Origin of the sequence: Alteromonas sp. ALT199 (genome assembly GCF_018619335.1) — a bacterium.
GTDB lineage: Bacteria > Pseudomonadota > Gammaproteobacteria > Enterobacterales > Alteromonadaceae > Alteromonas.
Genome location: NZ_JAHHDX010000074.1, coordinates 1 through 9,292, shown reverse-complemented (window position 1 = coordinate 9,292; position 9,292 = coordinate 1). Strand labels below are relative to the sequence as shown.

Here is a 9,292-nt window from a genome sequence, read left to right as displayed (position 1 = left end):
GACTTAACTTATTAAAAAGCGATTAAGTCAGTGTTAGCGCTATTATTATCTAAAGACTAAATATAAAAATGTTTGCAACCGTTACTATGGTATTAATGAATAGTCTTTATTAATTCAGTAACGCTTACTTTAGGCATTTAATCTTCGTAAACCTGCGCTATTCGTTTTAAATCTTCATCGTAATTTAACGCTAACTTAGCACGGTCATAGCTCTGCTTTGATAATATAGACGCTGCTTTAACGAAGTCTTTATCGATTGCGGCTTCACTGTTTTTAAAGCATGCTTTCAACGTGTTAAGAGATTTTTGAATACGCATTGCTACTTCAATATTGGCCGCGCCATCTCTCGCAATACTTGTATAGGCATCATCGAACAAATCATTCACGTTCAACGCTGGTAGTGAAACATGATCATATTTTATTTTGTCTTGCGTATTGTTTTGGTCATCCTCAGACTGGCCATCAGTTTTTGAACTGTCTTTCGGTTTGCGCCATAGCAGCATCAATCTCGTAATACTGCTGATGGCATTTATTGCCGTCCCATGGTCATTTACTGATGGTGATAACGCGCGTGAAGCTATCTCAGCCAATACAATAAACCCAAATCTTGGATCCGCTTCAAACGATCTTGCTTCGCCTATGGTAAAAGCACTGATAATTTCATCTGATTTAATATCTTTATCTGCAAATGCAATGGCACGCTCTGGCGATACAAATTCACCAGGTAGTAACGCAACATTGATAAAACAGTCGTTGTTTTGTGCGAAACGTTGAAGCTTTGCAATATCTATAAGCTGTATATATCCCACTTGCTCACTAAAAATAGCATGAGTCCCCTGCTCTTTTATTTTTTCCTGAGGAACTGCGCCTAAGCACGGGTTATTAATTCTATTTTTGATAGCTCGAGTTGTTGCATGCTCTACTTTTAACAAAGTTGGGCCTACGCGGCCTAGGCGCGCAACGCTATCTACCCAACGAATGAAGGTTAATATAACTATCGCAAAGGTCAGGCAAGTTAGGCAAAATAGAATAAAGACTCCCGCTTCATTGAAAAAAGCGTGGTTTATTGCTGTAAGTGCTACGGCACTGTAAATGAACGCACCTATAAAAACTGACAGCGCGTTTTGTGATACATCGTCAGAGATAATAAGGCTTAAAGAGCGTGGCGTAGAAGACTGGCTAGCAGATGCATAAGCATTCACCATAGTACCAGCAGAAAAAGTAGCAATTACCATCATGCTTGACGCCATTATTGAAAGTAACGTCGCGACCGATTCAGGTTTAATTTCCGGGATATGCTCAGCGAGAGATGTTCCGTCGGCTAGCTTCGCAATAAACACGGCGAAAATAGAAACAAGACAAAATCCAAGCGGCTTAACCCATAGTTTTTCTTTTACACTGTAAACAAGAAAACGTAGTTTATCAGCAGTTAATGGGGCTTTCACATCACACTCCTTGTATATCTTCTTTACTTTTACGCGAGTAGTGCCACAAATGTTTAAAACAATTGCTAATAGATAAGGTAATCATGATATGACTAACTAAAGTACATTAGGTTTGAAAACGCTCACAACTTCGTAAAAGTTCGAAATGTCATAACGGTCAGATGGCAAACTACCGAGTTATGGCTTTGTTCCAGTTTCCTGCGCACCGTTTAGAACAATAACGCACATTTTCCCAGTCTTTTTCCCATTTTTTGCGCCATGCAAATGGCCTTTCGCAGACTGGGCATGTTTTAGTGGGTAAATCAGACTTCTTCATTTGTTGTAAGCTTTGTTAGAAATATCGCGGCATCTTGCTTCATCGTCTCGATGTTTTCTTCTTTCATTCGACCATAAGTTTTATAGATCATCGCCATGCGGTGGTTATTGCTAAGTTTTTCTTTATGTTTATCAATAAAATGCCAGTACAAATAGTTAAATGGGCACGCTTTAGGCCCAGTTTTTTTGGACACTTGATATCCACAATTTTTGCAGTAGTTGCTCATTTTGTTAATGTAGCTACCACTTGCAACATACGGCTTGCTTGCCAAGTTGCCGCCATCACTGTACAAAATCATGCCGGCTACATTGGGTAGTTCCACCCATTCATACGCATCGGCATACACTAACAAGTACCAATCTTGTACTTCTTCGGGGCTAAGCTCTGTTAACAAGCAAAAGTTTCCAATAACCATAAGTCGCTGTATATGATGCGCATAAGCGTTTTGCTTGGTTTCTTTTATGCATTGGCGCATACAGTTCATATTAGTTTGAGCATCCCAAAAGAACGAAGGTAGCGCGCGACTGTTATTAAAGTAGTTATCAGTTTTTAAGTTCGGCATAAAATGCCAATAGAACCCTCGAACGTATTCACGCCAGCCGAGAATCTGACGAATAAATCCTTCAGCAGAATTTAGTGGAACTTGACCCGCATGATAAGCCTGTTCTGCAGCTTGAATAGCTTCTTTGGGGGTTAATAACCCGCAGTTTAGATAAAACGCGATGTGGGAGTGATAAAGCCAAGGCTTCCCCTCGACCATGGCGTCTTGAAACTGTCCAAAATTTGGTAGCCTCTCTTCTATGAAGTTGTTTAAAACACAAAGTGCATCTTCTCGTGTAACCGCAAAGTGAAAGTTATCAATGTCACCAAAATGGTCACTGAATTCGTTGTTTACTAATTCAATAACATCTGAAGTAATATCGTCGATTTCAAATGTAGTGTGCTTAGGTACTTTGTGGGTTTCAGGCATAGATTCACGATTTTGAGCATCGTAATTCCACTTACCACCAATGGGATTTTTCCCCTCCATAAGTACGTTGTGTTTGCGACGCATTTCACGGTAGAAAAACTCCATCCGAAGCTGCTTTTTACCTCCCGCCCAGTCAGTAAATTCCTGGGGCGTTGCTAAGAAACGATTGTCTTCACATATAGTAACGGGTACGCCAAGCACGTTTTCCCATTGCTCCATGCTTTTTAGCAAGCGATGCTCACCAGGCATGGTCACTTTTACTTCATCAAAAACCTTTTCACTTAGTGCGTGCTTAACTTGAGCGAGTAAGTCACCTTTATTTATTTTATCGTTATAGTGCACATAGTTAACATTGAAATTATCATCACGTAAGCTTTGTGCAAAGTGGCGCATAGCGCTAAACAAAAATGCTATTTTTTTCTTATGATGTTTTACGTACGTAGCTTCTTCACGTACTTCCGCCATTAAAATAGTATCTGTGGTTTTCACCGCATCAGTAATAGCCGGTAAGGTTTCAGTAAGCTGGTCGCCTAAAACGAGAATAAGTGCTGCCATACCCTACTCTTTTATTTGTTGGAATGCGTCTAAGGCACGCTGTCGCGATGCTTTTAGATCAACAAGTGGCTTGGGGTAATCTTTACCAAGCTCAACCCCTGCATCTTTTAGAATTGCACTGGGTGCTTCCCACGGTTTATGTATATACTTGTCGGATAGGTTATTCAATTCGGGGCAATATTTTCGTACGTAATTACCTTTCTTATCGAACTTTTCGCCCTGCAATAGCGGGTTAAAAATCCGAAAGTATGGCGAGGCGTCTGCACCAGAGCCCGCTACCCACTGCCAACTAGCGCTGTTACTGGCAAGGTCTGCATCTAACAGCGTATCCCAAAACCATCGCTCCCCTTCATGCCAGCTAAGCAGTAAATTTTTGACTAGGAATGAACCTACAATCATGCGAACACGGTTGTGCATGTAGCCGGTTTGCCATAACTCTCTCATGCCTGCATCGACAATGGGAATACCGGTTTTTCCTGTTTGCCATGCCTTAAGCGCCTTAGCATCTGAACGCCATGGGAATTTGTCGAATTTTTCGTTGAAGTTCTTATTTGGCAATGTTGGAAAATGAAACAACAAATAATAGCTAAATTCACGCCAACCTAGTTCGCTTAAATAGGTCTCAATGCTTTTGTCTTCGCTATCCCCAAACTTGTCTTTTATTGCATACCACACTTGGTTTGGCGAAACCTCTCCAAAATGCAAATGAGGTGACAAGCGCGATGTCCCTCGAGCAGAAGGAATATCTCTACCGTCATTATATTTACGGGCAGAGTTTTTAATGAAGTCTGCTAGATTGTCGGCAGCACCGTCTTCGCCCGGCATCCACTCTTTCGCAATGGTTTCGTCCCAGTTGATAGTAGGTAGTAAGTCTAGCGACGCTAAATCAATACCTTCCTTTGCTACATCTGCATAAGTTATGCGTGCTGGCGCCGCTTTTGGATAGCGTGGCTCTTCAATTTGCAAACACCCCTTTTTATAATAGGGTGTAAACACACGATACGGAGTCCCATCCTTCTTAAGTACCTTCATGGGTTCCCACAATAGGCTGCCGTTACAGCTGTGCGCTTCGTAATTGCCATCAATGAGAGATTGCTTTATCGCTTTGTCGCGGTTTATCTGCCAAGGCTCATAGCACCGGTTCCAAAAGATACCTTTCGCCTCAAACGCTTCCATTAAGGTTGGAATAATCTCCTTTGGATCGCCTTTAAATACTTGCAAGTGGCCATTGAGGCGTTTGTTAAGAGAGGCTAAAGAATGATGAAGCCACCATTTACTGGCACCCCCAGGCATTCTTCCGTCAGGGGTTGTATCATCATAAATATAGATTGGGACTATTTTCCCCATATCACAAGCTGCATTTAATGCCGGATTGTCTTTTACGCGTAGGTCTTGTCTGAACCACATGATACTAACAGGAACGGTCACTTTTTTTCCTCAGGCGTTGCGCCAAATCTAATTCTTATACGTATTTGTAGTTTTACGCAGTTAAACGGATTCAGGATCCGTGCAATATTAAAAAAAACGCTTAAATTTAGTATGACAAATCAACAATATAACGACAAATCTAAAAACAATCATAAACGGGGCCTATATTGGTTTAGGCATGACCTTAGGCTTCACGATAATGCAGCGATTTCCGCTTTGTGCGAAGAGGTCAGCCAAATTACGTTCGTCTATATTTTAGATGACAAAAACTTTAGGCCTAACGAATTTAGCCTTTCTTCGCTGGGCGAGCACAGACACACCTTCTTGCTGCAGACATTAGCCGATTTGAAACGCCAATTAGCAAAATTTGGGCATGATCTACTTATCGTAAAAGGTAGTGCGGCTGAGTGTTTAGTTCAGCTGTTGAGGTCAGGGACTTATTCACATCTTGGGGTGAGTGAATATTGTGGTTATGATGAGACAGCAGAGTTAAACTCAGTAAAGCGTTTCTTCGACTCACTCACCGTTATAGAAACCTCGACCTTTGGTCTATTCGATGCGCAAACACGACCGTTTAGCATTGAAGAAATGCCCGACGTGTTTAGTCCGTTTCGACGGAAAGTAGAGAAATATTGTAAACCCTTAGCGGTTCACCCTGCTATACAGCGCTTACCTACCCCTTTTATACCAACGTTAGACGCATCTTTCCTATTAACGCTTGAGCACGATTTGCCTGAACCGTCTGAATCGTCGCTTGTTGGGGGTGAAACCGCTGCGCTTTCACACCTGAACACGTATCTATTTGACTGGCATGCTGCATCATCCTACAAGGAAACACGCAATGCACTAGATACATGGAAAGACAGCACGAAGTTGTCTGCCTGGTTATCTAATGGTTCTCTTTCTGCGCGCGAAGTGATGAGGCAAGTTCATAACTTTGAAGAGACCGTTGAAAAAAATGATTCCACTTATTGGATTTATTTCGAGCTGCTGTGGCGAGAATTCTTTCACTGGCTACAGTGCAAATATGGCGCTAAATGGTTTCGCTTTAGCGGCATTCAAGGCAAGACACCTTCCACTAAACACTGCCCTGAAACCTTTGCGCGTTGGTGCGAAGGAAAAACCGGTTACCCTATTGTAGACGCGTGTATGCGACAACTTGCAGAAACGGGCTATATGTCAAACCGCGGTAGGCAGCTCGTTGCTAGCTGCTTTGTTCATGAACTTCGACAAGACTGGCGTTATGGGGCAGCATGGTTCGAGCAACAACTAGTTGACTATGATGTGGGTAGTAACTGGGGAAATTGGCTTTATCTAGCAGGTGTTGGTAGTGATCCTCGCGGGCACAGACAATTCAACCTGCAAAAGCAGACCGAGATTTACGACCCAGCAGGTCAATTCCGTAAAAAATGGCTGTAGTTATACTCTATGGCGTCAGATAACTTAAAAAAGGCTAACTCAAAAGAGACAGTCACGATTATCTGGTTAAAACGAGACCTTCGCTTACGTGATCACGAGCCTTTCTACCGTGCTGTGGAGTCAGGTGAAAAGATGCTCCCACTATTTTGTTGGGAGCCTTCTCTTATTTCTGACCCGCATATGGACATTCGCCATTGGCGATTTATGCAACAAAGTATAGATGACATCAACAGCCAATTACCCGCGCACGCCCGTGTATTGACCTTGCACTGTGAAGTAACAGAAGCACTTAAACTTATTGCCCGGTATTACAACATTACCGCCGTTAGGAGTTACCAAGAAATAGGCTTGAAAGTTACGCATAACCGCGATGTGACAGTTGCTACCCATTTGAAAAGTAACGCAATTACATTATGTGAATATCAGTATGGTGCAGTAATACGCGGTTTGCCCCATAGAGCACAATGGCAGCAAAATTGGGAGCGCCATTTCGCGACCCCCACCTATGATTTTGATATAAACGCGGCAAAATGGGTTAATTGGCGTGAACACTCAGATATATCAAAAGCACTGAAATCCTTTGGCGAAATAAATGAATTCAAACTATCAACACATAGCTTGGCCGAAGACTTTTTTGGCAATGTTTACGATGAAGTTTCGAAAGAACAGCTAACTAAGATTGAAGCAACACCTGCAATGGCTTTAATGCAACCTGGCGGTGAAAAGCGCGCTTGGCAGGTCTTAAAAGACTTTTTCAGTTCTCGTGGCCAGTTTTATCATCAGCATATTTCACAGCCAGAATATTCAAGACGAGCATGTTCTCGATTGAGCCCCTATCTCGCATGGGGAAATATTTCAATAAAACAGGTTTACCAGAGCGTTCAATTACAAAAACAATTGAAGAAAACCTTACCAACATCACAGCGCAAACAGTGGAGCCGCGCGCTGTCTGCTTTGACATCCCGACTTCATTGGCATTGTCACTTTATTCAAAAATTTGAAAGCGAGTCCAGTATAGAGTGGCGACCAATGAATAGTGCTTATGAACATTTCCCGTTTAAAGACGGTCCAGAGGCTGAGCGACGTTTTTACCTTTGGACTATTGGCCGAACTGGTTATCCATTGGTGGACGCTTGTATGCGAGCGTTAAAACATACCGGGTATATTAACTTTCGGATGCGTGCAATGGTAACAAGCTTCTTATGCCATCATCTAAATGTGCATTGGCTTAAAGCAGCACATTACCTTGCAACACAGTTTTTAGACTTCGAACCAGGGATCCATTATCCGCAAATACAAATGCAAGCGAGTGTTACGGGTATTCATACCGTGCGCCTTTATAACCCGGCAACGCAGTCACAAAAATTAGATCCTGAAGGTGTGTTTATCAAAAAATGGGTGCCAGAACTAGCTAAACTACCTAATGAGGCCGTGCATGCACCTTACGACCTACCGCCGCTAGAAGCGCAAATGTTAGGTTTTAACATTGAGCAAGATTATATGCCGCCCATTATCAATATCGCAGAGAATAACCGTATAACAGCGAAACGATTGTGGAACTATCGTGAGCGCGATGATGTGGTAAAAGAAGCGCAGCGTATTGTCAGGCGTCATACCATGCAACATAGTCCAAGCCGAACGTGGCTCAATTCAAAAATTAATAAAACAACCTAACGGTTATTTTTTCTTAGCCACTCATTTAATAGCTTAATTTGTCCGCATTTGTACGAGGCATACATCAGCCGCATAGCGTTAGACATGGCTTCGCTGTCAGTCCAACCTGTTTTATCGCGAATTTCGTCATAGCATGCTTTAGCTTCTGGACTAACGTAACCTCTAACCAGCTTTTTGCCTGCGTCTTTTTGTCTCTCTCTAAAACGGCGCTGCTTATCTGCATTCGCTTTTGCTCTATCTACTGGGCTTTTTTTACTAGCTTTTTTTGTTGTTTGTTCTGTCATAGTTTTCACACAAAAATACGATATTGTGGACCGTAGAGTAATGGTTGATTAAAAAACACGCTTGTAGGGCGAAATTTGTACGGGATAAATTAACGTTAACTATATTAGCATGCGTTTTTCTTTAGAAAAATGACTGTTCAGAGTTGTTTAGCGTACAAGTGTTCGCTAAATTAACACTGTCACTTTAATAACAACGATGAGTTGGGAATGTCAGAGAAGAAAAGTAGTTTTAATAAAGAAGATTTATTGGCGTGTAGCCGTGGTGAAATGTTTGGTCCGGGTAACAGCCAGCTACCTGCACCAAATATGCTAATGATGGACCGCGTGGTGTCAATTACTGAAGACGGCGGTGAACATGGCAAAGGCGAGATTATCGCAGAGTTAGATATTAATCCAGATTTATGGTTTTTCGATTGCCACTTTCCAGGTGACCCAGTAATGCCAGGCTGCCTTGGCCTTGACGCAATGTGGCAATTGGTTGGTTTCTTCCTTGGCTGGAGTGGTGGCCCTGGTAAAGGGCGTGCGCTTGGTGTCGGTGAAGTGAAGTTTACTGGACAAATTCTACCAACAGCAAAGAAAGTGACATACAAAATCACTATGAAGCGCGTTATCAAGCGTAAACTCTTTATGGGAATGGCGGACGGCTCAGTAGAAGTTGATGGCCGCGAGATTTACGTAGCGAAAGATCTAAAAGTTGGTCTATTTCAGGACACATCTAATTTCTAAGAATTGTTCACTTTCATGTTCAATGAAAAATTGAACGTAGAAAAAAGCCCCTTTTCAGGGGCTTTCCTTTTGCTTAATCAGTTCATAAAAGAGAAGTGTTATTTAACATTTAGACCTAAGTGTCTATCTTCTACTGCTTCACGCCACCCACCTAACCACTGTGAACGAGCATCATTTTGTTGAAATGGACAATTTTCCTTTGCACGACCACTAATACCTGCTTGATAGCCTTTAGCATGAGCACGTGTCAGTTTATCTCTTTTTTGTCTTTTCATTGATTAGCCTCTTTTGTTTGTTGAATGTACAACAAATCATTTTCGCGAGCGCTCTACATCATTTCGGTTGATAGTGCCGGAAAATTGATTGCGTACACTACTGTGATAGTGTAATTAGCCAAATGGTTCAAGAGAAATAATAAATTAAAGTACTTGACAAACTTTAAATAAATGAAGTTTCGATGAAATTTATATTACAT

The 9,292-nt window shown here is 41.9% G+C and carries 9 protein-coding genes; 3 read left to right on the top strand and 6 right to left on the bottom strand.

What is annotated here, in order from left to right; genetic code table 11:
* Positions 1 to 137: 137 nt before the first annotated feature.
* The 4 genes from KL866_RS07340 to KL866_RS07325 form a co-directional block, all read right to left on the bottom strand.
* Positions 138 to 1,445 carry a DUF2254 domain-containing protein gene (locus tag KL866_RS07340; protein ID WP_214994357.1) on the bottom strand — a complete coding sequence of 436 codons (1,308 nt, stop codon included), beginning with the start codon at positions 1,443 to 1,445 and terminating at the stop codon, positions 138 to 140.
* Between the two features lie 169 nt (positions 1,446 to 1,614).
* On the bottom strand, positions 1,615 to 1,761 hold the full coding sequence (locus KL866_RS07335; protein ID WP_214994355.1) for a DUF2256 domain-containing protein: 147 nt from the start codon (positions 1,759 to 1,761) through the stop codon (positions 1,615 to 1,617).
* Positions 1,748 to 3,286, bottom strand: a complete 1,539-nt coding sequence (locus KL866_RS07330) for a cryptochrome/photolyase family protein (protein WP_025255312.1) — start codon at positions 3,284 to 3,286, stop codon at positions 1,748 to 1,750. The genes KL866_RS07335 and KL866_RS07330 overlap by 14 nt, the downstream gene beginning before the upstream one ends.
* A 3-nt stretch (positions 3,287 to 3,289) precedes the next feature.
* Positions 3,290 to 4,714, bottom strand: a complete 1,425-nt coding sequence (locus KL866_RS07325; protein WP_214994353.1) for a deoxyribodipyrimidine photo-lyase — start codon at positions 4,712 to 4,714, stop codon at positions 3,290 to 3,292.
* A 111-nt stretch (positions 4,715 to 4,825) separates the two neighbouring features.
* Here KL866_RS07325 and KL866_RS07320 point away from each other — a divergent pair, with 111 nt between their 5' ends.
* Positions 4,826 to 6,133, top strand: a complete 1,308-nt coding sequence (locus tag KL866_RS07320) for a DASH family cryptochrome (protein ID WP_214994351.1) — start codon at positions 4,826 to 4,828, stop codon at positions 6,131 to 6,133.
* Positions 6,134 to 6,142: 9 nt separating this feature from the next.
* Positions 6,143 to 7,807 (top strand): cryptochrome/deoxyribodipyrimidine photo-lyase family protein, encoded by a 1,665-nt coding sequence (locus KL866_RS07315; RefSeq protein ID WP_025255309.1) that lies wholly within the window; start codon positions 6,143 to 6,145, stop codon positions 7,805 to 7,807.
* Here KL866_RS07315 and KL866_RS07310 read toward each other — a convergent pair.
* Entirely contained in the window at positions 7,804 to 8,091 is a 288-nt protein-coding gene (locus KL866_RS07310) for a hypothetical protein (protein WP_029661420.1), read from the bottom strand. The genes KL866_RS07315 and KL866_RS07310 overlap by 4 nt on opposite strands.
* A 207-nt stretch (positions 8,092 to 8,298) precedes the next feature.
* Between KL866_RS07310 and fabA the strand changes: the two genes are divergently transcribed.
* Complete coding sequence (fabA, locus tag KL866_RS07305) at positions 8,299 to 8,817, top strand: bifunctional 3-hydroxydecanoyl-ACP dehydratase/trans-2-decenoyl-ACP isomerase (protein ID WP_025255307.1); 519 nt, start codon at positions 8,299 to 8,301, stop codon at positions 8,815 to 8,817.
* 98 nt (positions 8,818 to 8,915) lie between these two features.
* Here fabA and rmf read toward each other — a convergent pair whose 3' ends face one another.
* Complete coding sequence (gene rmf, locus KL866_RS07300; protein WP_025255306.1) at positions 8,916 to 9,092, bottom strand: ribosome modulation factor; 177 nt, start codon at positions 9,090 to 9,092, stop codon at positions 8,916 to 8,918.
* Between the last annotated feature and the right edge of the window lie 200 nt (positions 9,093 to 9,292).